Here is a 25,677-nt window from a genome sequence, read left to right as displayed (position 1 = left end):
GGGGCAGGATGAAACGATACTCCCTGAGCCTGGTGCTCGGTGGGGTGTTGCTGGGCTTGATGTGCTCCGCCGCTTCGGCGGAGCCACTGACGCTCACGCAGACCCTCGCCGCTGCAGAACGCTACTCTGCCGAATTATCCGCTAACCGCAATGAAGCGCGGGCGCTGGATGCAATGGCAGATTCGGCCCGTCAACTTCCCGACCCGAAGCTGAAATTCGGTATTGATAACCTGCCTGTACAGGGCAGTAACGCACGCCGTTTTACCCGTGAAGGCATGACCATGCAGCGCATCGGCGTGATGCAGCAATACGTCAGTGCCGAAAAACGCGATCGCAAAGCTGACACGCTGCTGGCACAGGCGCAAAGCGTGAACGCGAAATCCTCGGTGGCGCGTGCGAATTTGCAACGCGATGCGGCACAGGCGTGGCTGGATCTCGCGCTCTCTACGCGCGCCCTGCAAACCGCGCGCAAATTGCTGGCGGAAACGACCGCACAGCAGGGGGCGCAAAAAGCCAGCGTCAGTGCGGGTAACGCGGCACCTGATAGCGTGCTTGCTTTCCAGATTGGCCTGAGTGCGATGCGCGACAAAGTCACCCTTGCGGAACGTGACGTGCAGGTGGCCCGGACTCGCCTGACTCAACTGACCGGACAGCCCGTTACCACTATCGCTGGTGACTTACCTCGCTATGAACGCCTGCCTGCCGACGAGCAAACACTGGAACACGGCGTCGCACTGCATCCGGAAATGATTGCCGCCGCCAGCGAAGCTAACAGTGCGAAGGCGCGCTCTGCCGAGTCCGCTGTTGCCGCCATTCCGGATGTGGAAGTGGAAGTCTGGTATGGCCGTCGCGCCGAAGGGTATGAAGACATGGCCGGGGTGATGTTTACCGTCGACCTTCCCCTTTTCAAATCACAGCGTCAGGACAAAGACCATGCGGCGGATATCTCCCGCTCAATGCAGGCCAACGATCAACTGGCACAGACCGAACGCGAACATGTGGCGCAGGTTCGCACCTTGATTGCTGAGTACAACGCCGCCCAGGCGCTGTGGATGCGCCAGCGCGACGACGTCTTACCGCTGGTACGCAAACGCGCCTCGCTGATGGCGGCGCAATATCGCGCCGGGCAGACACAGTTGCCGGAATTGCTGGATGCGCGCCGCACGGTTCTTGATAGCGAGCTGGCGGTGTATCAGGCAGAAAAAGAGATGGCACGGACATGGGCCGCCATCCATTGGTTGATTCCTCAGGAGCTGGCGCAATGAAAAAAACAGTTTTAGCGGTTCTGATTGCCGCCTGCGTGGCAGCGACGGCGGGCTATGTCGCAGGCCGACAACAGGTCGCGCCGACAGCAGACACCCACGACCACGCCAGTGCTAACGCGGAACGAAAAGTCCTCTACTGGTACGACCCCATGGTGCCGGGGCAGCGCTTCGATAAACCGGGGAAATCGCCTTTTATGGATATGCCGCTGGTGCCGCGTTATGCGGATGAAGGGCCGACTGACAATGGTGTCAGCGTGAGTGCGCGTCAGCAGCAAAATCTGGGGATGACCACGGCGAGTGTTGAGAAGCGCGTACTGGCTCCCGCTTTTTCTGCTTTTGCGACGGTGACAACCGATGAGCGCAGCATCCAGACGATCTCTGCTCCCGCCAATGGCGTAGTAGAAAAACTGTTTGTTCGTGCGCCTCAGCAGTGGGTGAAAAAAGGCGAGCCGCTGGCGCAATTATGGATCCCGCAATGGACGACGGCGCAGCAGGAGTATCTGGCTGTACGCCAGCTAGGTGACGGTGCGTTGACACGTGCGGCGCGTGACCGACTGGCGTTGCAGTTTATGCCAGAAGCGACAATTCTGGCGGTAGAGCGCAGCGGCAAACCGCAAACTCGCCTGACGCTGCGCGCCGATCGCGCGGGTTATGTCGTGAAACTGGATTCACGGGAAGGGGCGCAGGTTGCTCAGGCACAAACGCTATTTGAACTTGCCAGCCTCGACCCCGTCTGGCTGGTGGTGGATTACCCACAAAGTCAGGCACAAACCCTGAGTGCAGGCAGCGAGATCATCGCGCGCTCCTCAAGCTGGCCGGGTGAGCAATTTCATGGCCGGGTGAGCGAGCTACTGCCACAACTGGAAACCACCACGCGCACATTAAAAGCGCGCATCGTGCTGGATAACCCACAGCAAAAACTGAAACCCGGCATGTTCCTGACGGTGACGCAGCCGGAAATGTCGCAGCAGCCTGCGGTACTGGCGATCCCCGAAGAGGCGTTGATTGAAACCGGGGTGGCAACCAGGGTCTTGCTTGCCTCTGGCGAGGGGTACTTCCAGGCGGTGAAGGTGACGACAGGCAGAACATCGCAAGGCTGGACGGAGGTACTCTCCGGTCTTAAAGAGGGGGACAGCGTGGTCACTTCCGGGCAGTTCCTGATTGACTCCGAAGCCAGCTTACGCAGCGCCTTACCGGGAGACACGGCGCAGAGTGCGGTTCCCGACCAGAAACAGGCGCAAGAGTACGAAACCACCGGGGTGATCAAAGCCATTGATGCGGGCAGCATCACACTGGCGCATCAACCCATTCCAGCGCTGAATTGGGGGGCGATGACGATGGATTTCACACTCAAAACACCGGTTGCCACCCTCAAACCCGGCGACCGCGTGATGTTCAGTTTTACCCTTGATGATGAAAACGGCGCGGTGATCACCCACCTGATGCCAGCGACGGAGGCGATGAAATGATAGCCGCCATTATTCGCGCCTCTTTGCGTAACCGACTGCTAATCCTGCTTGCCGCGCTGGTATTGACGGGGTGGGGCATATGGTCGGTGCAGCGTGCGCCGCTTGATGCCTTACCGGATCTGTCGGATGTGCAGGTGATTATTCGTGCCAGCTATCCGGGCAAAGCACCACAGATCATCGAAAACCAGGTTACCTGGCCGCTCACAACGGCAATGCTTTCCGTGCCGGGTGCCAAAACAGTACGCGGTTACTCCATGTTTGGCGACGCCTACGTTTATGTACTTTTTGATGATGATACCGATCTGTACTGGGCGCGCTCACGGGTGCTGGAGAATTTAAGCCAGATCCAGACGTCACTGCCTGCCGGGGTTAACGTGGCGCTGGGACCGGATGCCACCGGGGTGGGGTGGATCTACGAGTACGCGCTGGTTGATCGCACAGGGAAACATAACCTTGCCGATCTGCGCGCATTGCAGGACTGGACGCTGAAATTTGAGCTGAAAACCGTACCCAACGTGGCGGAGGTAGCCAGCGTCGGCGGGATGGTTCGCCAGTACCAAATCGTACCGGATCCGGCTCGTATGCGGGCGTTGAATATCACCCATGCGCAGTTAATCACCGCCGTTCAGTCGGCGAACCAGGAGAGTAGCGGTGCGCTGCTGGAGATGGGCGAGGCCGAATTTATGGTGCGAACCACCGGTTATCTGCAGACGCTGGAGGATTTCCGCCATATCGTCATTACCAGCCGCGAGGGCGTGCCGGTTATGCTCTCAGATGTGGCCAGCGTGCGGCTTGGGCCGGAGCTGCGCCGTGGGGTTGCGGAGTATAACGGTGAAGGGGAGGTGGCGGGCGGCATCATTGTGATGCGCTATGGCAAAAATGCGCTGGAAACCATCCATGCGGTAAAAGCAAAGTTACAGGCGGTGCAGAAGACCCTGCCTGCCGGGGTGGAAATCGTTCCTGTATATGATCGCTCTACCCTGATTGAGCATGCGGTAGAGACCCTGACCCATAAACTGATTGAAGAGTTTATTGTGGTGGCGCTGGTTTGTACGCTCTTCCTGTTTCATTTCCGCTCGGCGCTGGTGGCGATTGTATCCTTGCCGCTTGGCATTCTTGGCGCGTTTATTGTTATGCATTATCAGGGCATTAACGCCAATATCATGTCTCTGGGCGGGATTGCCATCGCCATTGGCGCGATGGTGGATGCCGCGATAGTCATGATTGAAAACATGCATAAAGTGATGGAGCAGTGGCGGCACGATAACCCCGGACGCAAACTGGTGGTGGCGGATTACTGGCGTTTGTCGGAGCAGTCTGCGGTGGAAGTTGGTCCAGCACTGTTTTGCAGTCTGCTTATCATCACCCTGTCGTTTATTCCGGTGTTTTCGCTGGAGGCGCAGGAAGGGCGAATGTTCTCGCCGCTGGCGTTTACAAAAACCTGGTCAATGGCAGTGGCGGCTGGCCTGGGTATCACTCTGGTGCCGGTGCTGATGGCACTCTTCATTCGTGGGAAGATCCCGGATGAAAAAGCGAACCCCATCAACCGTTTTCTTATTCGTCTCTATGAGCCGCTGCTGGACCGGGTACTGAACTGGCCGAAAGCGACCATTGGTGTTGCTTTGTTGTTACTGCTTGCCACGCTCTGGCCGCTCAGTCGCCTGGGCAGCGAATTTATGCCACCGTTGAATGAGGGGGACCTGCTCTATATGCCGTCGACACTGCCGGGGATTTCGGCCCGGGAAGCGGCGAGACTGTTACAACAGACGGACAGACTGATCAAAACTGTTCCGGAAGTGGAAAGCGTCTTCGGTAAAGCGGGCCGGGCGGAGAGCGCAACGGACCCGGCGCCCTTAACCATGATTGAGAGCACCATTCGCTTTAAACCTCGCGAACAGTGGCGTCCTGGCATGACGCCGGAAAAACTGGTCGAGGAGCTCGATAAAACGGTTAGCCTGCCGGGGATTGCCAATGTCTGGGTGCCGCCGATTCGTAACCGACTGGATATGCTGGCGACCGGGATCAAAAGCCCCGTGGGGATAAAGGTGAACGGTAATAACATTGCCGATATCGAGCGAGTGGCTCAGCACATCGAGCAGGTTGTGAAAACCGTGCCTGGCGTGACGTCGGCGCTGGCAGAACGGCTGGCGGGCGGGCGCTATGTGGATATCAATATCAACCGCCAACAGGCCGCACGCTACGGCGTTTCGGTCAAAGAGTTGCAATCGCTGGTCTCAACTTTGGTGGGCGGGGAAAACGTCGGTGAGGTTTTGCAGGGGCGTGAGCGTTTCCCGATCAATATTCGCTACCCACGTGAAATCCGCGACAACGTCGACGATCTTCGTGCGCTGCCGGTGATCACTGAAAACGGCAGTCAGATCGCGCTGGGCGAACTGGCGGATATTGTGGTGAAAGAGGGCCCACCGATGCTGAAAAGTGAGAATGCGCGCCTGTCGAACTGGATCTATGTCGATTTGCGTGGTCGCGACCTTAAATCAGCCGTGGACGATATGCAGCAACGGGTTGCTGAACAAGTGAAATTGCCGCAGGGGGTTACGCTCTCCTGGTCCGGTCAGTTTGAGTATCTGGAGCGGGCGACGGCAAAATTGAAAGTTGTCTTACCCGTCACGCTGATGATTATTTTTGTCCTGCTGTTTATCACCTTTAAGCGCATTTCCGACGCGTTATTGATCATGGGAACGTTGCCGTTCTCGCTGATTGGCGGCGTCTGGTTGTTGTGGCTATTGGGATATAATTTGTCCGTGGCGGGCGCTGTCGGCTTTATTGCGCTGGCGGGAGTGGCGGCAGAGTTCGGCGTGATAATGGTGCTGTACCTCAATCATGCGCTGGAGAAGTATCGCCAACGCGATCCGGATGGTGGCCAGGCGATGTTAAGGCGGGCCATTCATGAAGGGGCGGTGCTGCGCGTGCGGCCAAAAGTCATGACTGTTGCCACCATTATGGCAGGCCTGTTGCCGATAATGTGGGGCGGGGGAAGCGGTTCCGAGGTTATGAGTCGTATTGCCGCGCCCATGATCGGCGGCATGGTCACCGCGCCGTTATTGTCGATGTTTGTGATCCCGGCGGTGTATGAATTGCTTCATCGTCGTCGCTAATTCAGCGTTAAAATGCCGCGTCTCGTTTCCGGGACGTAGCATTTTTGGGGCGGTTAATTCTTAACCATTGATGCGGATCCCAAATAAACGGTAGCTTTGAAAAAACTTAGCGACATTTATCACTTTTTGATGAATAACGACTGGACAAAAGTCTTCACAATTGTTGTACTGTAACTCGACACAGCATTTGTGTCGTTTTTCATGTAAAGGTAATATTGATGTCTAAGATTAAAGGTAACGTTAAGTGGTTTAATGAATCCAAAGGGTTCGGTTTCATTACTCCGGAAGATGGCAGCAAAGACGTGTTCGTACACTTCTCTGCAATCCAGAGCAATGGTTTCAAAACTCTGGCTGAAGGTCAGCGTGTAGAGTTCGAAATCACTAACGGTGCCAAAGGTCCTTCTGCTGCTAACGTAATGGCTATCTAAGTTAGCAATAAGACAGAATTTCAAAACCCGCCTCTAAGGCGGGTTTTTTTTGCCCTTAATTTGCATTCACGCTGGAAAACAACCAGAACGCGAGCGCCGTCATCGCAAATGATCCGAGCAGATTAACGGCCACGTTGAGCAAAGCCCAGCTAAAGCGTCCTTCCTGCAGTAAAAACACCACTTCGGCCGAAAATGTTGAAAACGTCGTCAGACCGCCGCAAAAACCGGTGGTCAGCAACACCTTCCACATCGGGTCGATATGGGTCATGCGGTTAAACCAGGCCAGCCCCATGCCAATAATAAACGCGCCGGCTAAGTTCGCAGTCAGTGTCCCCAACGGAATAGCGTGATGGGCGGGGTTAAATTTCATGCTGAGCGCCCAACGCGCCACGCTGCCAGTCCCACCACCAATAAATACAGCTAAAAGAAGTTGTAACACGGGGAAATCCTGCTATTTGATTTGTTAGAGTGGTGAGTGTAGCGCCGAAGCGCAAGGCTGGCTATGGCGACAGAATCAGGAGAAAACGATGATTGTTGCAGCAGGGCAATTTGTGGTTACCCCGGACTGGCAAACGAATGCCCGGACGTGTGTAACCTTGATGGCGCAAGCGGCACGCCAGCAGGCGTCGCTGTTGGTACTTCCAGAGGCGTTACTGGCACGAGATGACAACGATCCCCATATGTCTGTGAGATCGGCTCAGACGCTGGATGGCGGCTTTTTAAGCCTGTTGCTGGAAGAGAGCCGCCACAACAAACTGACAACCATACTGACCCTCCATGTGCCTTCTGCGCCAGGCAGGGCGGTTAATACGCTGGTGGCGCTGCGCGAAGGGCACATCATTGCCCATTATGAAAAACTTCATCTGTACGATGCATTTAACATGCAAGAGTCGGCTCGCGTGGATGCGGGGCATGAAATCGCACCATTAATTGACGTAGACGGGATGAAGGTTGGGTTAATGACCTGCTATGATCTGCGCTTCCCCGAGCTGGCATTGTCGTTGGCGCTACAGGGGGCAGACATTCTGGCACTTCCTGCTGCCTGGGTTCGGGGCCCGCTCAAAGAGCGGCACTGGGCGACGTTGCTGGCTGCACGAGCGCTGGACACGACCTGTTATATCGTTGCTTCAGGTGAATGTGGCAATAAGAATATTGGCCTGAGTCAGGTGGTCGACCCTCAGGGGGTTGTTATTGCCGCAGCGGGGGAAGCCCCGCAACTCATCATGGCGGAGATTACGCAGCAGCGCTTATCGCAGACGCGGGAAAAACTACCGGTACTGTGCAATCGCCGTTTCGCTCCACCGCAACTGATGTGATGTTTTTTTAAACAATGCTTGATTCATCTCGTTACAGATTGCTATTGTGTGCGCGCGTCGAATGACCGTTAATGACATCAAGTTATAATGGTGCTTTACGCAGTCCGATTTATGAAAGAAGGTATCTATGGGTGAGATTAGTATTACCAAATTGCTGGTCGTGGCCGCACTGGTCATTCTGCTGTTTGGTACCAAAAAACTTCGTACGCTGGGCGGTGATCTGGGCACAGCGATCAAGGGCTTTAAAAAAGCCATGAACGACGATGACACCACGGCGAAGAAAACTGCGGAAGACGACGTTCCAGCCGAAAAGCTTTCTCATAAAGAGTAAGCCTGTTCGTGCAGCATAAAAAACCGGCGCAATGGCCGGTTTTTTTTATGGTAAGTGTAATCAGATATTACCGCATTATTTGACTTCAATACCTTTAGCTTGCAGGTCAGCGTGGTAGGACGAACGCACGAATGGACCGCATGCGGCATGGGTGAAGCCCATCGCCAGCGCTTCCGCTTTCATTTCGTCAAACTCTTCCGGGCTGACATAACGCTGTACAGGCAGGTGGTGACGGCTTGGCTGCAGATACTGGCCCAGCGTCAGCATGGTGACGCCGTGACGGCGCAGATCACGCATAACCTCGACGATTTCCGCATTGGTTTCGCCAAGTCCCACCATCAGACCAGACTTGGTTGGGATCTCTGGATGCGCTTCTTTAAAGCGTTCCAGCAGTTTCAGCGACCAGTTGTAGTCTGCACCCGGACGGACCTGGCGGTAAACGCGCGGTACGTTCTCCAGGTTGTGGTTAAACACATCCGGCGGGGTAGCCGTCAAAATATCCAGCGCGCGGTCCATACGACCACGGAAATCTGGTACCAGCGTCTCAATCTTGATTGCGGGGTTTTTCTCGCGAATCGCGCTGATACAGTCAGCGAAATGCTGAGCACCACCGTCACGTAGATCGTCACGGTCTACGGAGGTAATAACGACGTAACGCAACGCCATATCAGAGATAGTTTGTGCCAGTTTTTTCGGCTCATTGGCATCCGGCGCAACAGGGCGGCCGTGCGCCACATCGCAGAACGGACAACGACGCGTACAGATAGCGCCGAGGATCATAAAAGTTGCCGTGCCGTGATTAAAACACTCTGCCAGGTTCGGACAGGACGCTTCTTCGCAAACCGAGTGCAGCCCATTCTTACGCATGGCCGCCTTGATGCCCTGAATACGGGACGAGTCAGCCGGAAGTTTGATTTTCATCCATTCCGGTTTTCTTAACAGGGCTTCGCGCTCTGTTGCCACGTTTTTAACCGGGATAAGGGCCATTTTATCGGCATCGCGGTACTTAACACCGCGTTCCATCACAATGGGTTTACTCATAGCGTGCGTGTTCCAGTTGCGGATAACGAAGTAAGTGTTTCAATTCAAGGGAATGTTGTATTTATCAACTATTTTTGAATTAATGACGTGCAGTATAGCACTGATAGAGGGCAGAAAGCAGCCTGGCAACTCGGCAAAATGTAAAATAGTTGTTGTTTTGTACCCTTTGCCCAATGGTAATTAGCTGTTTTGCCAGGCTGATATGGACTTCAGAATGCGCGGCGAATAACGTTGATAACGTTTTCAAGCACGGGGTCACGAAGGCTTAACTTATTGTAATACAGAGAAACATCCAGTCTTTCGTTACTGACTGGCGGAAAATCAATTTCCACCAGAGGCCAGCACGCGCTAAAAAGCTTGAACAGACGAGTCGGCATCAGCCCCAACATATCACTGTTGCCAATCAGTGCTGCGATAGTGAACATATTGTAACTGCTAAAACTGACGTGACGTTCAGGGAACAGATCCTGAACACGCTGACGCAACGCACTCAGGTTTTGTCCCTCTAGCATCAATAAGGTGTGTTCATAGTGTTGCAGGACATCTTCGTTGATCGTCGAGCGCAGGCAGGGGTGCCCTTCGCGGCACACCAGCATCAGCCTGTCTGTATAGAGCGCATGATGGCTGAGAGTGCGTGCCGACGGGATATTGGTATCGATGATGAGATCGGTCTGGAACTGACTGAGCTGATTTTCGGCATCATGGATAGGGATGTTGCGCATTACCAGATGTGGTGCGCTTTCTTTGATCGCCTGCCAGATGACGGGAATCACAATGGCGCCCAGCGAAGGCGGTGTGCCTATGGTGATGGTTCGCTGTTTATCATAACTCCCGGTGAGATCCAGCGCACCGAGAATCGACTCCAGACCCTGGCTGATATACTCATGTAAATGTGACGCATAGGCTGTTGGCGTCACGCCCTGGCCTTTACGAATAAAAAGCGGATCGGGAAATATTGTTCGTAATTTTTGAATGGATTGACTAATTGCGGACGGCGTCAGGTTAAGCACTCGTGCGGCATTCACAATCCCTTTGTGTACATATACTGCCTCAAAGATGGTCAATAAATTGAGGTCTATATTGCGTAACGTTCGGAAGATTTGCGGTTTATCATCTTCGGGTCGCTCGGCTATTCTCTGTTCCGGCAAGTTATTATAATCCACGCTTGTGCTCCGTAATCATTCACAATATGAATGATAGTTGAATTTATTATTTATGGTGATGTGTAATTTAAGCTGTTTTTTTCTTCACATATCATCATTATGGATGGTTTTCAGCATGATGCAGGACATTAAGCTTAAATTTAATCCGGCTATGCGCAATTCGACGTAGCAGCAAATGTGCCACGCGTTGCGAATTAACCTGATCAGGCAGGTATTTTGAAAATAGAGAAGAGCGCTGCGGTTGTAAAGTATAACTGGGGGAAATATATAACGACTTGCTTAAAAAGCAAGCCGCTATACATCATATATTAAGTACTGGTATATATATGTGGCGGATTGTTTAGCTGTGCTAAAAGATGGCTAATAAGCATAGGTCTTATTTTGTCCATATTGGCATCAGGCGCGAAATGTTTTACCTGTGTCATTTCCATCCCCGCATACCCACAAGGATTGATGCGTAAAAAAGGGGTTAGATCCATCGCAATATTTAACGCCAGGCCATGAAATGAGCAACCTTTACGGATGCGCAACCCCAGCGAACAGATCTTTTTATCCTGCACATAAACGCCCGGAGCATCGGCGCGCGCGCGCGCCTCAATACCCAATTCCGCCAGCGTATCGATGACAGTTTGTTCCATCACGGTGACGAGTTCGCGGACGCCAAGTTTGCGACGCTTGAGGTTTATTAATATGTACATGACCTGCTGACCGGGACCATGATAAGTGACCTGGCCTCCACGATCGCTTTGTATTACCGGAATATCACCCGGAGAGAGTACATGCTCAGCTTTACCTGCCTGGCCCTGGGTGAATACCGGGTTGTGTTCAACCAGCCAGATTTCGTCAGGTGTGCTCTCGGTGCGGGTTTCCGTGAATTCATGCATTGCCTCCGACACAGGGTCGTAGGGCTGCAGGCCTAGGTTACGGATTAGGATTGTATCCTGAGACAAAACAGCATCTCCGGGAGAAGAAAAGGTGAGGGGAGTATATCACAGAGAGGGTGTTACCCGACCAGCGGCCCGGTAACACCTGGCTTAATTACAGCACCATACGAACAATTTCAATATTGCCCAGTTCTTCGTACAGTGTCTCAACTTGCTCAATATGCGTGGCGGTGATGGTGATGGATACCGAGTGGTAATTGCCTTTGCTGCTCGGTTTTACCTGCGGAGAGTAATCACCGGGCGCATGGCGCTGTACCACTTCAACCACCAGATCAACCAGCTCTGGTTTCGCCAGTCCCATCACTTTGTATGTAAAGGGAGTCGGGAATTCAAGCAGTTCTTTGAGATTGGTTTTCATGTCAGCTCCGGCGTAAAAATAATAACTCCTGCCGAAAGGGCAGGAGTTTATTGAGATGCTTAGTATATGGGGACGGAAATCACACTTTCAAGTGTTCGTTTTTTAGCCGAACCAGTGGTGGAACATCAGCTTGATATAGTCGATGATTTTGCCGAAGAAATTCCCTTCCTGAATTTCCTGCAGCACGACCAGAGGGCGTTGTTCGATGGTTTTGCCGTCCAACTGGAAGTTAATCGTGCCAACCACCTGATTTTTCTGCAACGGTGCATGCAGTTCGCTGGTGGTTAACACATAACTTGCTTTCAGGTCTTTCATGCGACCACGCGGGATTGTCAGGTATACATCTTTATCAACGCCCAACGAAGCGCGATCGTTATCACCGAACCAGGCTGGCTCAGAGGCGAACTCTTTGCCTGCTTTCAGCGGACTTACGGTTTCGAAGAAACGGAAACCCCATGTCAGCAGTTTTTTACTTTCGGCTTCACGCCCTTTGAATGTTCTGCCACCCATCACCGCAGAGATCAGACGCATCTGCCCTTCGGTTGCGGACGCCACCAGGTTGTAACCCGCTTTGTCTGTGTGACCGGTTTTAATACCATCGACATTCAGGCTGTTATCCCACAGCAGACCGTTACGGTTGGTCTGGCGGATACCGTTAAAGGTGAACTCTTTCTCTTTATAGATGGAGTATTCGTTTGGCACATCACGAATCAATGCCTGGCCAATCAGAGCCATGTCACGTGCTGAGCTGTATTGCCCCTCAGCATCCAGACCATGGACAGTCTGGAAGTGGGAGTTCTGCAGGCCAAGCGCGTTAACGTAGTTATTCATCAGACCGACAAAAGCATCCTGGCTGCCAGCAACATAATCGGCCATCGCCACACAGGCGTCGTTACCAGACTGCAGGTTGATACCACGGATGAGCTGAGAAACCGGCACTTGCATACCTGGTTTCAGGAACATCAGAGAAGAGCCACGGAACACCGGGTTGCCGGTCGCCCATGCGTCATTGCCGATAGTGACCAGATCGCTGTCTTTAAATTTACCCGCTTTCATTGCCTGGCCGATGACGTAGCTGGTCATCATTTTCGTCAGACTGGCCGGATCACGGCGCGAATCGGCGTTCTGTTCTGTCAACACCTTGCCGGAGTTGTAATCGATGAGGATCCAGGATTCGGCATCAATCTGTGGGGCGCCGGGAATCATGGTCTTGATGTTGAGATCATCGGCATGGGCTGCGCCGAGGGTTGCGGCAGTGAGTGCCGTGGTGAGCGCCAGGCGCTGTACGAAACGAACGGAGAGAGTGGTCTTCATGGTCTGAACAACGACATCCGTGATGGAGTTAAAAAAAGTGCCCTACTATAGCAAAAGCTATTCTGACAGGCATCCGACTTTCCGCATGACTTTGTTAATGCTGTTTACACTGGCTGACAAAGTCAGATGCCAAATCTGTTATTGCGCGTTGGTCACAAAAGACTGTAACTGCGCTTCATTTTGTAGACGCTGTTGTAATGCACTGGCGTCCGACTTATTGGTAAATGGTCCAAGCTGAATACGCCACACAGCGCCGTTTTGTACCACCCGGCCCGGCACAGAAAATTGCTGGGCCAGGCGCTGCTGGTACTGTTGCGCGCGGGTTTGATCGCTGACTGCGCCAACCTGCACCATATAACTTCCGCTGGCTGCCGCCGGTGCGGCTGATGTTGCAACGTGGCCCTGTACTGAACCTGGCGCGGTGATCGGCGCCGTCACAGGTGCGGTTCGTGTTACCGGTGCCGCTACCACTGGCGCAGCGGCCACGGGGGGCGTGGTCTGCGTCGTCACCGCAGGCGCAGCGGCTTCGCTGCCTTCAAGTACGCCAGCATGCAGCGGCGTCGGCGCCCCAAGGAAACCGCCGCTACTTACTGGCTTTGTGTTTTCGTCCCCTTTCAGCGTCGAATTGCTGATCATTCGCACATTGTCAGGAGCAGGCTGCGGTTGTGACGCGCCATTACCGCTTAAATCCGGAAGTGCCGGCAGGGCATAGGTCTGCTTCGCGATAGTGGTACAAACCGTACCCGGACCGGACATGGAACCGTCCTGCGCCACAATGATCGGGTCGATGCGTACTTTGGTATTGTTCGACGTATTCAGGCGATCCGCTGCCGCACGTGACAATGAGATCACGCGATCGTTACCATAAGGGCCGCGATCGTTGATGCGTACCACCACCATGCGGCCATTGGCCAGGTTGGTAATACGGGCATAACTCGGAACGGGCAGCGTCGGATGCGCGGCGGTCAGTTGTAGCGGATCGAACGCTTCTCCCGTTGCGGTTAAATTGCTGCCTGGTTCCGCATCATAGATAGCGGCGAACCCTGCCTGGCTGAATTGCGAAGGGTTCTGCACAATTTTGTAGCTTTTGCCGTCGCGCTCGTAATCCTGGTTTGCCGAAGGATTCGGCGTCTCAAAACGAGGCTCCGCGCCGCTGATTTCAACGACCGGACCGCTGCACACCGGAGTAGGCGGCGCGACCATCGTCTTTTGCTGACCATCATCACTTGAACATGACGCCAGCAATACTGTTGCTATACAGACACCTGGCCATTGCTTACGCATTGCGCACCCCTTATACGCTTTTTGATAACATCTTCCTGTGGGTATGAATCGACATCACGATACCAAACCCCGCCATCAGTACAATCAGGGCCGAGCCCCCGTAACTTACCAGCGGCAACGGTACGCCCACCACCGGCAAGATACCACTCACCATACCAATATTTACGAATACATAAACGAATAAAATCAACATCAAACCGCCCGCCATGACCCGGCCAAAGGTGGTTTGCGCGCGCGCGGCAATCCATAAGCCACGCATGATCAGCAGTACATAAAGCCCGAGCAGGATCAAAATACCAATCAGCCCCAACTCTTCGGCAAGGACGGCAAAGATAAAGTCGGTGTGGCGTTCAGGCAAAAACTCCAGTTGCGACTGCGTACCGTGCAGCCAGCCCTTCCCCTGCAACCCACCGGAGCCGATGGCGATTTTCGACTGAATAATATGATAGCCTGCGCCGAGCGGATCGGTTTCCGGATCGAGCAACATCATCACGCGCTGGCGTTGATAATCGTGCATCAGGAAGAACCACAATATGGGTATAAATGCCGCTATCAGGAGAACGGCCACTAAGATGAGGCGCCAGCTCAGGCCGGATAAAAACAGCACGAAAAGACCGGACATAGCGATAAGAATGGCGGTACCGAGGTCGGGCTGGGCGGCCACCAGCAGCGTTGGCATAAATATCAGCACCAGCGCAATCGCGGTGTTTTTCAACGATGGCGGACAGACATCACGGTTGATAAAACGCGCCACCATGAGCGGTACGGCAATTTTCGCAATTTCCGATGGCTGGAAACGCACGATGCCTAAATCAAGCCAGCGCTGAGCACCTTTGGAAATCGCCCCGAAAGCATCAACGGCGACCAGCAGGATGACGCAAAAAACATACAGATAGGGTGCCCAGCCTTCATAGACGCGTGGTGGAACCTGCGCCAGTACAACCATCGCGATAAGTCCCATGGCTATCTGGCCGACTTTACGCTCTGTCATGCCGATATCCTGCCCGCTGGCGCTCCAGATAACCATCGCGCTATAGAACAGCAGAGCCAGCACAATCAGCAAGAAGGCGGGATCGATATGGATTTTATCCCAGAACGATTTTTTGTTCGGATTATCCGTCATGATTATTGGTCCTCTGCCGCTGTTGATGCCGGGTTTTCCGACGGCAATTCAGTGTTGTTGTCGCCAAGCATTATATGGTCGAGGATCTGGCGCATAATCGTACCGACCGCAGGGCCGGCGCCGCCGTTTTCCAGGATCATTGCCACCGCAACCTGGGGATTATCATAGGGTGCGAATGCCGTCATCAGCTTATGGTCACGCAGACGTTCGGCGATGCGATGTGCGTTATAGGTTTCGTTAGCTTTCAGCCCGAAGACCTGGGCTGTACCGGATTTTGCCGCGACTTTGTACGGTGAACCGGCAAAATATTTATGCCCGGTTCCGTTCGGGCGGTTTGCCACGCCGTACATCCCATCTTTGGCGATTTCCCAGAAGCCGGAGTGCACATCGCCAACCTGTTTTTGCGGCGGCTGTTGCCATGGAACTTGTTTACCGTCTTCCGTCGTACTCATTAACAAGTGCGGCACTTTGACGATGCCGTCATTAATCAGCGTCATCATCGCTTTGTTCATTTGTACTGGCGTTGCGGTCCAGTAACCCTGGCCAATCCCGACGGGAATCGTGTCCCCCTGGTACCAAGGTTTCTTAAAGCGTTTAAGCTTCCATTCGCGCGTTGGCATATTACCCGAGCGCTCTTCGGCCAGGTCGATACCGGTATACTGACCGTAACCAAACTTGGTCAGCCACTCGGCAAGGCGGTCGATGCCCATGTCGTAGGCGACCTGATAGAAGAAGGTATCCGCTGACTCTTCCAGTGATTTGGTGACATTCAGGCGGCCATGACCCCACTTTTTCCAGTCACGATAGCGTTTTTCAGAGCCGGGCAGTTGCCACCAGCCCGGATCGAAAAGGGTGGTGTTGCGAGTGATCACCCCGGCGCTCAGGGCAGAGACGGCAACATAGGGTTTCACCGTCGATGCAGGCGGGTAAACCCCTTGCGTGGCGCGGTTCACCAACGGTGTGTTCGGATCGTTGAGCAGCGCGGTGTAATCCTTGCTGGAGATGCCGTCGACAAACAGGTTCGGGTCATAGCTCGGCGTAGAGACCAGCGCGAGAATGGCACCATTACGCGGGTCGGTCACCACGACCGCCGCACGGCTACCCTGCAGCAGGGTTTCAATATATTGCTGCAGTTTTAAATCCAGCGTCAGGTAGATGTCATGCCCGGCTTGCGGTGGCACTTCTTTTAACTGGCGAATCACGCGCCCGCGGTTGTTAACTTCGACCTCTTCGTAACCGGTCTGTCCGTGCAGCACATCTTCGTAATAGCGTTCGATGCCGAGCTTGCCTATGTCATGCGTGGCGGCGTAGTTCGCCAGCTTGCCTTCTTTATCCAGCCGTTCGACGTCTTTATCGTTTATTTTGGATACGTAGCCAATCACATGCGTCAGCGCTGAGCCGAACGGATAGTAACGGCGTTTATAGCCTTTTACTTCCACGCCAGGGAAGCGATATTGATTGACCGCGAAGCGCGCAACCTGAACTTCATTGAGGTTGGCTTTGACCGGAATCGAAGTAAATCGATGGGAGCGGGAGCGCTCCTTTTTGAAGTTAGCAATGTCCTCATCGGTCAGGTCCACCACGTCACGCAGCGCGTTGAGTGTTTGCTCAACGTTGTCGACCTTTTCCGGCATCATCTCAATCTGATAGATCGTGCGGTTCAGCGCCAGCGGCGTGCCGTTGCGATCGTAGATAATGCCGCGACTTGGCGGGATAGGAACCAGTTTGATACGGTTCTCGTTAGAACGCGTCTGGTAGTCAGCATGACGGACAATTTGCAGATTATAAAGGTTGGCGATAAGCACGCCGGTGAGCAGCAAAATCCCTGCAAAAGCGACAAGGGCCCGGCGCACAAACAGCGCAGACTCAGCCGAATAGTCGCGAAAAGAATTCTGTAATTTCATCCGCTGCTTAGTTTACCTGGTGGTCATTACTCACGATGATAAGGATGGTTGGTCGTGATGCTCCATGCGCGATACAAGCTTTCCGCCACCAGCACACGCACCAGCGGGTGAGGAAGCGTCAGCGCAGAGAGTGACCAGCTTTGTTCTGCCGCAGCTTTACAGGCGGGGGATAACCCTTCCGGCCCGCCGATAAGCAGGCTGACGTCACGTCCGTCCTGTTTCCAGCGTTCCAGTTCATTTGCCAGTTGCGGCGTATCCCAGGGTTTACCGGGGATATCGAGGGTGACGATCCGATTTTTACCTGCCGCAGCAAGCATCAGTTCACCCTCTTTGTCGAGAATACGCTTGATATCTGCGTTTTTGCCGCGTTTGCCCGCCGGGATTTCCACCAGCTCAAAAGGCATATCTTTCGGGAAACGACGCAGATATTCAGTAAACCCGGTTTGTACCCAGTCCGGCATTTTTGTGCCGACGGCTACCAGTTGCAGCTTCACGCATTAACCCCAGAGTTTTTCCAGCTCATACAGGCGACGACTCTCTTCCTGCATCACATGGACGATGACATCACCCAGGTCTACGACGATCCAGTCAGCGACATTTTCACCTTCCACTCCCAGAGGAAGCATACCCGCAGCACGAGATTCCTGAACCACATGATCCGCGATGGACATGACGTGGCGTGTGGAAGTGCCGGTGCAGATTATCATACAGTCGGTGATACTGGATTTGCCGTGAACGTCGAGTGCGACGATGTCCTGACCTTTCAGGTCATCAATTTTGTCGATTACGAAATCCTGGAGTGCTTTACCCTGCAAGTGTTCCCCCTGGGGTGTACATGAAAACGGTGTAAATAAATGGCCTGACATTATACCTGAACTACGACCATTGTCGGGACAAATGTCCGACCCTGGCTTTTAAAAAGTGGGCTATCATCCCACCCCATGAGTGAGATTGCATCGCCATTTTTGTAAAACAATTTCTGTAAGGCCGCAGATAGCGGTGCGGAGGATAGCAGCCTGTCCGTGTGTGTCAATGACCTGACTGGCGGGAGAGGTGTACCGGGTGAAAAAACGGTCGTTAATCCTCCGCTTGCCACACCGCGCGGCTGTTAAGAACGCGTAACATGGAAAAATCATCATGGATGTCCATTGCGCTCCAGGTGCCCTGGTCTACGCGAAAATGCCATAACGACGCCGCTGGCATCTTAAGTAAACTGGCGATAAGCAGACTCAATACGCCCTGATGGCTGACGATCAGCAGATTTTCCGCAGGGCCCCAGTTGGAGAGCTGGCTGATAAAATCTTGTACACGTGCGGAGAACGCCTGAAAACCCTCTCCGTTGGTTGGAATGGCGTTCTGCCAGTCGGCGCACCACGCGGCATAGCTCTGCGGATCTTCTCGTGTCAGGTCCCGATGGTGGCGCATCTCCCAGTCGCCAAAAAACATCTCATTGAGCAATGGCGTTGAGTGTTGAACGATATTGCGATCGCTCAGGACCAGCCTTGCCGTGTGTTGCGCACGTTCGAGTTCGCTGCAGATCACCCGGTCAAAAGGTACTTCACGCAACAGGTGATGTAGCGTTTGCGCCTGTGAAATCCCCTTTGCGGTTAGCGGGGTAGGTGAGTGACCACTGTAGAGTCCTGCAACATTTGCTTCGGTTTCGCCATGTCGAATCAACCAGAGTCGCATTGTTTTCTCCCGTGCGGTTTTCTGCACGAAGTTTATCATTACACCCTTATTCCTGGTGGCTTTTCGTTTAAAATAATGCTTTTGCCCGGAGCAGAAGATGGCTTTATTTCACAGCACGCACGGCGGAAATATCCGTGAGGCCGCTGCTATGGTGGGTGTTTCAGCCGAGGATTTATTGGATTTCAGTGCGAATATCAACCCGGCAGGAATGCCCGCGTCATTGAAACACGCTTTACTGAATAATTTTGCCGTGGCTGAGCGCTACCCGGATCCCGAGTATCAGCAATTACATCAGGCGCTTGCCGCACATCATCAGGTTCCCGCCGACTGGATCCTCGCGGGCAACGGTGAAACCGAATCAATATTTACGTTGGTGAAAGGCCTTCTCCCGCGCCGGGTGATGCTCGTCACGCCGGGGTTTGCCGAATATCGCCGCGCCTTGCAGCTTTCCGGGTGTGATATCGTCGATTATGCGCTGCGTGAAGAGGATGGCTGGCAGATTACCGGGGCGATTCTTGACGCACTCACCGGTGGCGTTGACTGCCTGTTCCTCTGCACTCCCAATAATCCCACCGGCCTGTTGCCAGATGCTTCACTGATGCATGATATTGCCGCACGCTGTAAGCAGCTCGGCATCACACTGGTGCTGGATGAAGCCTTTATGGATTTCCTTAGCGATCGCGACGGATTTATCCCCCATCTGGCTGACAATCCGCATATTTGGGTGCTGCGTTCCCTGACCAAGTTTTACGCTATTCCGGGGCTACGTCTGGGGTATTTGCTCAGCAGTAACACACACCTTGTCACCCGTATGCGCCAGCAGCAGATGCCCTGGTCTATTAACGCGTTTGCGGCGCTGGCGGGAGAAGTGGTTTTAAACGATAGTGCATATCAAAAAGAAACATGGCAATGGCTCAACACGGAACGACCGCGCTTACGTCAGGCGCTGGAAAATTTGCCTGGGTTATCCGTCTGGCCGGGCGTGGCGAATTATCTCTTCTTGCGCTGTGATGCAGGTATTGACCTACAGCAGGCGCTGCTCCGCCAGCACATTTTAATTCGCAGTTGCGCCAATTATCCGGGGCTCGACGCGCGTTACTACCGTGTTGCGGTACGCAGCGCGTCAGAAAACGATCGGCTGATTGAGGTGCTGGATAGCGTCCTCAGCGATAGAGGCCGTGCTGATTGATATAATCAAGTACCGTGGCGGGAAGCAGGTCATCGCAATTCTCGCCTCTTTCCAGCCTTTCGCGGATGAGCGTGGCGGAAATATTGAACCATGGCGTTTCCGCTAAATAGATTTTCCCGGCAGGCAAGGTATGCAAATCGTCCGCATTGTGTGTCAGATGGTCTTCCAGCCACTGCTGATCGGCTTCATTCTCCATGGCTAACGGGTAACCGGGGCGGCGGCAGACAATCAAATGGCTGTTGTTCAGAATAGTTTCATAGTGATGCCATGTCGGAAACGTTAACAGCGAGTCCTGACCAATAATGAAGGCCAGCGAGCGCTTCGGCCCTTGTTCTTCTCGCCACGCCTGCAAGGTTTGCGCCGTGTACGAGGGGCTCTCACGCCGCAGTTCGCGCTCATCAAGGGAAAAAAGCGGTTTGTCGCTGATAGCCAGTTCCACCATTGCTTTACGCTGTACGCTTGTCGCCTCAGGCTGTGGGCGATGGGGGGGGACGTTATTGGGCATGATAATGACGCGTGACAGCCCAATCTGGTTTGCCAGTGCTTCGACCGGTTTCAGGTGCCCGTAGTGAATAGGATCAAATGTACCGCCAAAAAGTGCCTGCAACTGATTCATATCAACCATCAATAAAAACGTCTGCCAGTGCCTTATGACAGAGTAGCAGAGAAAGCCCTTCCAGTTCTGCCCACACCGATTGGCCAAAATCCTGTTTCACAATCAATTCAATACGCGTAAGCAGATGAACAGCCTGGCGCAGTTGCTCATTACTCAGACGTTGTAGCGCTTCACCGATAAGGCCGCGCCGATTTTGCCAGACCCGGTGTTTATCAAACAGCGAACGCAGCGGCGTATGGGCAGACTGGCGTTTTAGCGTCACCAGTAACGTCAGCTCACGCTGGATAGTACGCAGCAGGATAACCGGTTCGCTGGCTTCGAGTTTAAGCTGATGCAGTATATGAAGCGCACGTTTACTTTTCCCTGCCAGCAGGGCGTCTACCCAGTGAAATGGCGTAAAGTGAGCGGCATCGTTAACGGCCTGTTCCACGCGCGGTAGCGTCAGCTTACCGTCCGGGAAGAGCAGCGCCAGCCTTTCCAGCGCCTGCGCGGCGGCCAATAGATTCCCTTCGTAGCAATAGCAAAGTAACTGATTGGCGGCGTCGTCCAGTTGCAGGTTGTTCTGCTTCGCACGTGCGGCAACCCAACGGGGTAGATTGGCCTGCTCCGGGGTCTGACAACTGACCGAAACGCTGCGATTAGCCAGAGCAGTATACCAGGCGGCATTTTCCTGGGCCTTCGTCAGCTTATTGCCACGCACAATTAATATCAGATCATCATGAAGCAGGCCCACCAGCATGGCGAGGCGTTCATTAAGCGCGGCGTTAGGGCCATTTTCCGGCAACTGTAATGACAGTATTTGGCGGCTGGCAAACAGGCTGAGTGCCTGGCAGATCGCGTAGATAGCATCCCAGTCCGTGCTGGCATCAATGGTGAAGGCGTGATGTTCGGTGAAGTCTTGTGCGAAGGCCGCCTGACGTACGGCGTCATGGCTTTCCTGCAATAAAAGAGGGTCATTACCGAGCAGTAAATACGCCGCGCGCAGCCCTTCATTGAGCTGCGCGCGGAGTTGTTCCGGATACAACTTAAGCATTAGCTACCCGGTTTCGCCGCAGGACGCGCGGACGGCGGGTTTTTTTCGTTATCTGCCGCTTGTACGCTAGACAGTTTGCGAATCAGCTGTTCTGCCGCCTTGTCGTACATCTCCTGAAGAATGATGTCTTGTTCGGCATCTTTCGCCAGCGCCGTCTGCGGGTTATCAAAGAACGAACGATACACACTGGTGGTGATCGGGTAGATGTCATGGCCCGGAATCAGTACGCTGGCGTTAACGGTCATCACCAACTGATACTCAGCAGTGCGTCCGTCCTGGAAAATAGACGCGGTATCACGTGCGAGAGACATGACACCAAGGCGAAGGGAAGGCACATCCTTACGCAATGAGCCTTTCTCCACCAGTTCCACGCCATTCAGCCGCAACTGATTACGTACAGCACGGCTAAGAGGACCGTTCGGATCTGCGGAATCAAAGATTATTGTGTTCATATTGCCCGGCACCTGCGTCGTATTACGCAAGTGCCAGCCGCATCCGGCGGTGAGAAGCACCGCCAGAGATAACAACCATGTTGCCAGATATCGCACGCTTCCTCCCGCGCTTAGCCAACGACCAGATTAAGCAGTTTACCCGGTACGTAAATCACTTTACGTACGGTAACGCCATCAAGATATTTTGCGACCAGCGGTTCCTGACCTGCACGTTCACGGACCTGTTCTTCGGTCGCGTCAACGGCAACGGTGATTTTACCGCGCACTTTACCGTTAACCTGCACGACAACCAGCGTGGTGTTTTCAACCATCGCCGCGTCGTCTGCAACCGGCCACGGCGCGTTGTCGATATCGCCTTCGCCGCCCAGTTCTTTCCACAGGGTAAAGCTCGCATGTGGCGTGAACGGGTTAAGCATACGGACAACCGCCAACAGCGCTTCCTGCAGCAGAGCACGATCTTGCTCGCCTTCGGTCGGTGCTTTCGCCAGTTTGTTCATCAGCTCCATAATTGCCGCAATCGCGGTGTTGAAGGTCTGACGACGACCAATATCATCCGTGACTTTAGCGATAGTTTTGTGAACGTCGCGGCGCAGTGCCTGCTGGTCTTCGTTCAGTGCGCTGATATCCAGTGCTACAACCGGGCCGAGTGCTTTATGTTCATAAGCCAGTTTCCAGACGCGTTTCAGGAAGCGGTTTGCCCCTTCCACGCCGGACTCCTGCCATTCCAGCGTCATATCTGCCGGCGAAGCGAACATCATAAACAGACGCACGGTGTCTGCACCATAACGTTCAACCATTTCCTGCGGGTCGATACCGTTATTTTTCGACTTGGACATTTTGCTCATACCGGTATACACCAGTTCATGGCCCGCCGCGTCTTTCGCCTTAATAATACGGCCTTTCTCGTCACGCTCAACGATGGCTTCTTTCGGTGAAACCCAGTTACGCTCGCCGTTTTCGCCAACGTAGTAGAACGCGTCTGCCAACACCATGCCCTGACACAGCAGTTGTTTTGCAGGTTCGTCAGAGTTCACCATGCCTGCGTCGCGCATCAGCTTATGGAAGAAGCGGAAGTAGAGCAGGTGCATAATGGCGTGTTCGATACCACCAATGTAGATATCAACCGGCAGCCAGTAGTTAGCCGCTTTCGGGTCCAGCATGCCTTCTTTGTACTGCGGGCAGGTGTAACGCGCGTAGTACCATGAGGACTCCATAAAGGTGTCGAAAGTATCGGTTTCACGCAGCGCGGGCTGGCCGTTGACGGTGGTTTTCGCCCACTCAGGATCGGCTTTGATCGGGCTGGTGATGCCGTCCATGACCACATCTTCTGGCAGAATCACCGGGATCTGATCTTCTGGCGTTGGGATCACCGTACCGTCTTCCAGCGTCACCATTGGAATTGGCGCGCCCCAGTAACGCTGACGGGAAACGCCCCAGTCACGCAGACGATAGTTGATTTTGCGCTCGCCAACGCCCTGCGCCGCCAGTTTGTCGGCAATGGCATTGAAGCCATCTTCAAAGCTCAGACCGCTGAAATCGCCGGAGTTGAAGAGAGTGCCTTTTTCGGTCAGCGCTTGTTCAGACAGATCGGGGTCTGAACCGTCTGCTGCCAGAATGACCGCTTTGATCGGCAGATTGTATTTGCTGGCAAATTCATAGTCGCGCTGGTCATGACCCGGAACGGCCATCACGGCACCAGTACCGTACTCCATCAGCACGAAGTTTGCCGCCCAAACCGGAATCTCTTCGCCGGTTAATGGATGAACGGCTTTAAAGCCGGTATCGACGCCTTTTTTCTCCATGGTCGCCATATCTGCTTCGGCCACTTTGGTAGTACGGCATTCGTCGATAAAGGCTGCCAGTTCAGCGTTGGTTGCCGCCGCTTTCTGCGCCAGCGGGTGACCAGCCGCCACCGCCAGATAAGTGGCACCCATAAAGGTGTCCGGGCGGGTTGTGTAAACGGTCAGCGTTTTGTCATAGCCGTTAACGTTAAAGGTGATTTCCACGCCTTCGGAACGACCAATCCAGTTGCGCTGCATGGTTTTCACCGTGTCAGGCCACTGATCCATATGATCCAGGTCGTTGAGCAGTTCTTCGGCATAGGCGGTGATTTTGATAAACCACTGCGGGATCTCTTTACGCTCAACTTTGGTGTCGCAGCGCCAGCAGCAGCCGTCGATAACCTGTTCGTTCGCCAGCACGGTCTGGTCATTCGGGCACCAGTTCACTGCGGACGTTTTCTTATACACCAGGCCTTTTTTATACAGTTCAGTGAAGAACTTCTGTTCCCAACGATAGTATTCCGGGGTGCAGGTGGCCAGCTCGCGGCTCCAGTCATAGCCGAAGCCCAGCATTTTGAGCTGGTTTTTCATGTACGCGATATTGTCGTACGTCCACGGTGCCGGGGCCGTGTTGTTTTTCACCGCCGCACCTTCGGCTGGCAGACCGAACGCATCCCAGCCAATCGGCTGCAGCACGTTCTTGCCCAGCATGCGCTGGTAACGGGAAATCACATCACCGATGGTGTAGTTACGCACGTGGCCCATGTGTAGTCGGCCAGAAGGATAGGGAAGCATCGACAGGCAGTAATATTTTTCTTTGCTCTCGTCTTCAGTTACTTCGAAGGTACGCTTCTCTTCCCAGTGAAGCTGGACTTTGGATTCTATCTCTTCCGGGCGGTATTGCTCTTGCATGGCAGCCAGTGGTCCTGTATTTGCGATACAGCTACAAATGTAGCGTTTTACGTGGTTTTTCAGATCCGCATAGCATAGCCCAAACGACTTCGTCACAACAGCCTTTCGCACATTTAGCCTGCGAAAAGCCCCCGACGAGAATTTACGCACTCTGTGGGGTAATTGACAAAGCCAACGGTAAATAACGTCTATTATTAGAACAGGTTAACTGCCCGGGAGAGGAAAACAATGAACAAGGTTGCTCAATATTATCGCGAACTGGTTGCATCATTGACCGAGCGGCTACGCAATGGCGAAAGGGATGTTGATGCGCTGGTAGCCCAGGCGCGGCACCGAGTAAGCCAGACCGGGGAGCTAACGCGTACTGAAATCGAAGAGTTAACGCGCGCGGTGCGCCGCGACCTGGAAGAGTTTGCTCGCAGTTATGAGGAAAGCCAGGACGATGTCACCGACAGCGTGTTTATGCGGGTTATCAAAGAGAGCTTATGGCAGGAACTGGCGGATATTACCGATAAAACGCAACTGGAGTGGCGTGAAGTTTTCCAGGACCTTAATCATCACGGGGTTTACCACAGCGGCGAAGTCGTGGGGCTTGGCAACCTGGTGTGCGAGAAATGTCACTTCCATCTGGCCATTTATACGCCGGATGTGCTGCCATTATGTCCGAAATGCGGACATGACCAGTTCCAGAGAAGGCCCTTTGAGCCCTAGGTAAACGCACACCGTTTTAATGTTTACACCCTCTCCCGGTCGGTGTACGGTCCGGAGACATGGCAGACAGGTGTTCGGAGACATGGTGAACACTTTTTAACACCCTTTACGCATGATGATCGACCTCTTTTTCAGGTCGATCATCCCCACTTTCGTGCTGTACCACCACACCTCATAACACCCGTCCTCTGCCGTTTCCCGCAGGCCCACATACTCGCCCCTGAATGCTTTCCCCGCG

24 protein-coding genes and 1 pseudogene are annotated in these 25,677 nt (G+C 53.8%); 8 read left to right on the top strand and 17 right to left on the bottom strand.

Annotation, left to right across the window (positions count from 1 at the left end; all coding sequences use genetic code 11):
- Positions 1–8 precede the first annotated feature (8 nt).
- The 4 genes from ABU190_RS24355 (at position 9) to cspE (ending at position 6,278) form a co-directional block, all read left to right on the top strand.
- Positions 9–1,265 (top strand): TolC family protein, encoded by a 1,257-nt coding sequence (locus ABU190_RS24355; protein ID WP_354692586.1) that lies wholly within the window; start codon positions 9–11, stop codon positions 1,263–1,265.
- Positions 1,262–2,734 (top strand): efflux RND transporter periplasmic adaptor subunit, encoded by a 1,473-nt coding sequence (locus tag ABU190_RS24350; RefSeq protein ID WP_354692585.1) that lies wholly within the window; start codon positions 1,262–1,264, stop codon positions 2,732–2,734. The genes ABU190_RS24355 and ABU190_RS24350 overlap by 4 nt, the downstream gene beginning before the upstream one ends.
- Complete coding sequence (locus ABU190_RS24345) at positions 2,731–5,850, top strand: efflux RND transporter permease subunit (protein ID WP_354692584.1); 3,120 nt, start codon at positions 2,731–2,733, stop codon at positions 5,848–5,850. The genes ABU190_RS24350 and ABU190_RS24345 overlap by 4 nt, the downstream gene beginning before the upstream one ends.
- A gap of 218 nt (positions 5,851–6,068) precedes the next feature.
- The gene (cspE, locus tag ABU190_RS24340) at positions 6,069–6,278 is read left to right on the top strand and encodes a transcription antiterminator/RNA stability regulator CspE (RefSeq protein ID WP_012542460.1); all 210 of its coding nucleotides are present in this window, start codon (positions 6,069–6,071) and stop codon (positions 6,276–6,278) included.
- A 55-nt stretch (positions 6,279–6,333) separates the two neighbouring features.
- Here cspE and crcB read toward each other — a convergent pair whose 3' ends face one another.
- Positions 6,334–6,717, bottom strand: a complete 384-nt coding sequence (crcB, locus tag ABU190_RS24335; protein ID WP_041852145.1) for a fluoride efflux transporter CrcB — start codon at positions 6,715–6,717, stop codon at positions 6,334–6,336.
- A gap of 88 nt (positions 6,718–6,805) precedes the next feature.
- Here crcB and ABU190_RS24330 point away from each other — a divergent pair, with 88 nt between their 5' ends.
- Both ABU190_RS24330 and tatE read left to right on the top strand, forming a co-directional pair.
- On the top strand, positions 6,806–7,594 hold the full coding sequence (locus ABU190_RS24330; RefSeq protein WP_354692583.1) for a deaminated glutathione amidase: 789 nt from the start codon (positions 6,806–6,808) through the stop codon (positions 7,592–7,594).
- A gap of 127 nt (positions 7,595–7,721) precedes the next feature.
- Complete coding sequence (gene tatE / locus ABU190_RS24325) at positions 7,722–7,925, top strand: twin-arginine translocase subunit TatE (RefSeq protein ID WP_041852143.1); 204 nt, start codon at positions 7,722–7,724, stop codon at positions 7,923–7,925.
- A 75-nt stretch (positions 7,926–8,000) separates the two neighbouring features.
- On the opposite strand, the gene lipA is transcribed toward tatE, so the two are convergent.
- From lipA to ABU190_RS24270, 11 genes are all read right to left on the bottom strand, one after another.
- Positions 8,001–8,966 carry a lipoyl synthase gene (gene lipA, locus ABU190_RS24320; RefSeq protein ID WP_079498387.1) on the bottom strand — a complete coding sequence of 322 codons (966 nt, stop codon included), beginning with the start codon at positions 8,964–8,966 and terminating at the stop codon, positions 8,001–8,003.
- Between the two features lie 209 nt (positions 8,967–9,175).
- Positions 9,176–10,129, bottom strand: coding sequence for a YbeF family transcriptional regulator (locus ABU190_RS24315; RefSeq protein WP_041852141.1), 954 nt, complete (start codon positions 10,127–10,129; stop codon positions 9,176–9,178).
- 308 nt (positions 10,130–10,437) lie between these two features.
- A complete protein-coding gene (lipB, locus tag ABU190_RS24310) occupies positions 10,438–11,079 on the bottom strand; it encodes a lipoyl(octanoyl) transferase LipB (protein ID WP_354692582.1) in 642 nt (213 codons plus the stop codon).
- Between the two features lie 88 nt (positions 11,080–11,167).
- On the bottom strand, positions 11,168–11,431 hold the full coding sequence (ybeD, locus tag ABU190_RS24305) for a DUF493 family protein YbeD (protein WP_007373847.1): 264 nt from the start codon (positions 11,429–11,431) through the stop codon (positions 11,168–11,170).
- 102 nt (positions 11,432–11,533) lie between these two features.
- Positions 11,534–12,745, bottom strand: a complete 1,212-nt coding sequence (dacA, locus tag ABU190_RS24300) for a D-alanyl-D-alanine carboxypeptidase DacA (protein ID WP_271850852.1) — start codon at positions 12,743–12,745, stop codon at positions 11,534–11,536.
- 138 nt (positions 12,746–12,883) lie between these two features.
- Positions 12,884–14,029, bottom strand: a complete 1,146-nt coding sequence (gene rlpA, locus ABU190_RS24295; protein WP_354692581.1) for an endolytic peptidoglycan transglycosylase RlpA — start codon at positions 14,027–14,029, stop codon at positions 12,884–12,886.
- A 10-nt stretch (positions 14,030–14,039) separates the two neighbouring features.
- Entirely contained in the window at positions 14,040–15,152 is a 1,113-nt protein-coding gene (gene mrdB, locus ABU190_RS24290; protein ID WP_041852137.1) for a peptidoglycan glycosyltransferase MrdB, read from the bottom strand.
- 2 nt (positions 15,153–15,154) lie between these two features.
- Positions 15,155–17,056, bottom strand: coding sequence for a peptidoglycan DD-transpeptidase MrdA (gene mrdA, locus ABU190_RS24285; RefSeq protein WP_041852136.1), 1,902 nt, complete (start codon positions 17,054–17,056; stop codon positions 15,155–15,157).
- A gap of 26 nt (positions 17,057–17,082) precedes the next feature.
- The gene (rlmH, locus tag ABU190_RS24280) at positions 17,083–17,550 is read right to left on the bottom strand and encodes a 23S rRNA (pseudouridine(1915)-N(3))-methyltransferase RlmH (protein WP_041852135.1); all 468 of its coding nucleotides are present in this window, start codon (positions 17,548–17,550) and stop codon (positions 17,083–17,085) included.
- Positions 17,551–17,553: 3 nt separating this feature from the next.
- Positions 17,554–17,871, bottom strand: a complete 318-nt coding sequence (gene rsfS / locus ABU190_RS24275) for a ribosome silencing factor (protein WP_041852134.1) — start codon at positions 17,869–17,871, stop codon at positions 17,554–17,556.
- A gap of 262 nt (positions 17,872–18,133) precedes the next feature.
- A complete protein-coding gene (locus ABU190_RS24270) occupies positions 18,134–18,745 on the bottom strand; it encodes an adenosylcobalamin/alpha-ribazole phosphatase (protein WP_354692580.1) in 612 nt (203 codons plus the stop codon).
- A gap of 97 nt (positions 18,746–18,842) precedes the next feature.
- Between ABU190_RS24270 and cobD the strand changes: the two genes are divergently transcribed.
- Positions 18,843–19,934 (top strand): threonine-phosphate decarboxylase CobD, encoded by a 1,092-nt coding sequence (gene cobD / locus ABU190_RS24265; protein WP_354692579.1) that lies wholly within the window; start codon positions 18,843–18,845, stop codon positions 19,932–19,934.
- Here the strand turns inward: cobD and nadD are convergent.
- Genes nadD through leuS form a run of 4 tightly spaced genes read right to left on the bottom strand, consistent with a single transcriptional unit; the run spans position 19,909 to position 24,728 of the window.
- A complete protein-coding gene (nadD, locus tag ABU190_RS24260; protein ID WP_354692613.1) occupies positions 19,909–20,550 on the bottom strand; it encodes a nicotinate-nucleotide adenylyltransferase in 642 nt (213 codons plus the stop codon). The two genes, cobD and nadD, sit on opposite strands and share 26 nt — an antisense overlap.
- Before the next feature lies 1 nt (position 20,551).
- Positions 20,552–21,583 (bottom strand): DNA polymerase III subunit delta, encoded by a 1,032-nt coding sequence (holA, locus tag ABU190_RS24255; protein WP_271850825.1) that lies wholly within the window; start codon positions 21,581–21,583, stop codon positions 20,552–20,554.
- Complete coding sequence (gene lptE / locus ABU190_RS24250) at positions 21,583–22,131, bottom strand: LPS assembly lipoprotein LptE (RefSeq protein WP_354692578.1); 549 nt, start codon at positions 22,129–22,131, stop codon at positions 21,583–21,585. The genes holA and lptE overlap by 1 nt, the downstream gene beginning before the upstream one ends.
- A gap of 14 nt (positions 22,132–22,145) precedes the next feature.
- Positions 22,146–24,728 carry a leucine--tRNA ligase gene (gene leuS / locus ABU190_RS24245; RefSeq protein WP_354692577.1) on the bottom strand — a complete coding sequence of 861 codons (2,583 nt, stop codon included), beginning with the start codon at positions 24,726–24,728 and terminating at the stop codon, positions 22,146–22,148.
- A 228-nt stretch (positions 24,729–24,956) separates the two neighbouring features.
- On the opposite strand from leuS, the gene ABU190_RS24240 reads away from it, so the two are divergent.
- A complete protein-coding gene (locus ABU190_RS24240) occupies positions 24,957–25,439 on the top strand; it encodes a zinc ribbon-containing protein (RefSeq protein ID WP_354692576.1) in 483 nt (160 codons plus the stop codon).
- Positions 25,440–25,535: 96 nt separating this feature from the next.
- Here the strand turns inward: ABU190_RS24240 and ABU190_RS24235 are convergent.
- Positions 25,536–25,677 (bottom strand): annotated as a pseudogene (locus ABU190_RS24235) (IS481 family transposase); the annotation flags it as partial.

This window comes from Phytobacter sp. RSE-02 (assembly GCF_040578655.1).
GTDB classification, from domain to species: domain Bacteria; phylum Pseudomonadota; class Gammaproteobacteria; order Enterobacterales; family Enterobacteriaceae; genus Phytobacter; species Phytobacter diazotrophicus.
Note: the sequence above shows the minus strand (reverse complement) of the source record. Positions and strands in the feature narration are given on the sequence as shown.

Excerpts from the sequence above, each read along its gene's own strand:
- ybeD (WP_007373847.1), bottom strand. The coding sequence starts at position 11,431 with ATGAAAACCAATCTCAAAGAACTGCTTGAATTCCCGACTCCCTTTACA.
- lipA (WP_079498387.1), bottom strand. The coding sequence starts at position 8,966 with ATGAGTAAACCCATTGTGATGGAACGCGGTGTTAAGTACCGCGATGCC.
- ABU190_RS24350 (WP_354692585.1), top strand. The coding sequence starts at position 1,262 with ATGAAAAAAACAGTTTTAGCGGTTCTGATTGCCGCCTGCGTGGCAGCG.
- ABU190_RS24330 (WP_354692583.1), top strand. The coding sequence starts at position 6,806 with ATGATTGTTGCAGCAGGGCAATTTGTGGTTACCCCGGACTGGCAAACG.
- ABU190_RS24355 (WP_354692586.1), top strand. The coding sequence starts at position 9 with ATGAAACGATACTCCCTGAGCCTGGTGCTCGGTGGGGTGTTGCTGGGC.
- ABU190_RS24240 (WP_354692576.1), top strand. The coding sequence starts at position 24,957 with ATGAACAAGGTTGCTCAATATTATCGCGAACTGGTTGCATCATTGACC.
- mrdB (WP_041852137.1), bottom strand. The coding sequence starts at position 15,152 with ATGACGGATAATCCGAACAAAAAATCGTTCTGGGATAAAATCCATATC.
- holA (WP_271850825.1), bottom strand. The coding sequence starts at position 21,583 with ATGCTTAAGTTGTATCCGGAACAACTCCGCGCGCAGCTCAATGAAGGG.
- tatE (WP_041852143.1), top strand. The coding sequence starts at position 7,722 with ATGGGTGAGATTAGTATTACCAAATTGCTGGTCGTGGCCGCACTGGTC.
- nadD (WP_354692613.1), bottom strand. The coding sequence starts at position 20,550 with ATGAATCAGTTGCAGGCACTTTTTGGCGGTACATTTGATCCTATTCAC.
- cspE (WP_012542460.1), top strand. The coding sequence starts at position 6,069 with ATGTCTAAGATTAAAGGTAACGTTAAGTGGTTTAATGAATCCAAAGGG.
- ABU190_RS24345 (WP_354692584.1), top strand. The coding sequence starts at position 2,731 with ATGATAGCCGCCATTATTCGCGCCTCTTTGCGTAACCGACTGCTAATC.
- cobD (WP_354692579.1), top strand. The coding sequence starts at position 18,843 with ATGGCTTTATTTCACAGCACGCACGGCGGAAATATCCGTGAGGCCGCT.
- rlpA (WP_354692581.1), bottom strand. The coding sequence starts at position 14,029 with ATGCGTAAGCAATGGCCAGGTGTCTGTATAGCAACAGTATTGCTGGCG.
- ABU190_RS24270 (WP_354692580.1), bottom strand. The coding sequence starts at position 18,745 with ATGCGACTCTGGTTGATTCGACATGGCGAAACCGAAGCAAATGTTGCA.
- dacA (WP_271850852.1), bottom strand. The coding sequence starts at position 12,745 with ATGAAGACCACTCTCTCCGTTCGTTTCGTACAGCGCCTGGCGCTCACC.
- mrdA (WP_041852136.1), bottom strand. The coding sequence starts at position 17,056 with ATGAAATTACAGAATTCTTTTCGCGACTATTCGGCTGAGTCTGCGCTG.
- leuS (WP_354692577.1), bottom strand. The coding sequence starts at position 24,728 with ATGCAAGAGCAATACCGCCCGGAAGAGATAGAATCCAAAGTCCAGCTT.